General features: G+C 47.3%; 1 protein-coding gene. It reads left to right on the top strand.

From position 1 onward, the window contains the following. Positions 1 to 1,331, top strand: a 1,331-nt coding sequence (locus A3738_RS14865) for a translation initiation factor IF-2 (RefSeq protein WP_156504280.1), incomplete at both ends; no start/stop codon positions are given.

Below are 1,331 nucleotides of genomic sequence, written 5' to 3'. Positions count from 1 at the left end.
ATGTGAAGCGCCCAGATGTAAATGTTGAGCTTGAGAAGCAAAAAGAAGAGCAAGACGCATTGCGTGCCAAGCAAGAAGCTGAAGATGCTGCGCGCAAAGCAGCTGTAGAAGCGCAAAAGGTTGAAGAAGAAAAAGCTGCGGCTGAAGCCGAAGCGAAAAAAGCGGCTGATGAAGTGGCTGCGAAAGCTGAAGCAGAAAAGGCGTCTGCGAAAGCTTCTGCTAAGCCAGCTCCTGCTCCTAAAGGTGATGCTGACGACAATTCCAAGAAACGTGCTCCTAAGAAGAAAGGGCATGATTCGGCAGGCGGTTCTGATGATGATAAGCCTAAGAAGCACAACAAATCTGCTGGACATCGTGCACCGCGTCAGCGTGAAGAAGAGGTCGATATTCACGCAGTAAATGCATCTCGCGAAATATTGTCTGAAGATGCTTTGGAAGAAGAGATTCAACCTCGCAAACTTAAAGCGAAAAAGAAAAAGAAATCTCACGGCTTCCAACAACCAAGTGCACCTGTCGTAAAAGAAGTGTCAGTTGGTGAAAATATCGTTGTGAGTGAGCTTGCTGACAAAATGTCAGTCAAAGCAGTTCAAGTCATCAAGACTCTAATGGGCCTTGGTGTGATGGCAACGCAAAACCAGTCAATTGACCAAGAAACAGCAACCTTGGTTGTTGAGGAAATGGGCCACAAGGTTAAGTTGTTTTCTGAAGATGCAGTCGAAACTGATGTACTAGATAGCATTAGTTACGATGGCGAAGAAATGCCTCGTGCACCAGTTGTTAGTGTAATGGGCCACGTTGACCACGGTAAAACCTCATTACTTGATTATATTCGTCGTGCGAAAGTTGCTGCAGGCGAGTCTGGTGGTATTACCCAGCACATTGGTGCATACCACGTTGAGACTGGTCACGGCATGATTTCATTCCTTGATACGCCTGGACACGCTGCGTTTACCGCAATGCGCGCTCGCGGTGCTCAAAGTACAGATATTGTTATTCTTGTTGTTGCGGCAGACGATGGTGTAATGCCTCAAACTGAAGAAGCGGTTCAGCACGCTCGCTCAGCGGGCGTGCCGATTGTTGTTGCAGTCAACAAAATGGATAAAGAAGAAGCAGATCCAGATCGCGTTAAAAACGAGCTCGCTGCAAAAGATGTTATCCCAGAAGACTGGGGTGGTGATGTGCAGTTCATTCCTGTATCGGCGCACACTGGTACTGGTATTGATGCATTGCTTGATGCGGTTCTTCTACAAGCAGAAATGTTGGAGCTTAAAGCTGTTCCATCAGCGCCTGCGAAAGGTACGGTTGTTGAATCAAGCCTCGACAAAGGTCGT

Source organism: Oleiphilus sp. HI0066, from assembly GCF_001635725.1.
The sequence above is the reverse complement of the archived record's forward strand: the minus strand, read 5'-3'. Positions and strand labels throughout refer to the sequence as shown.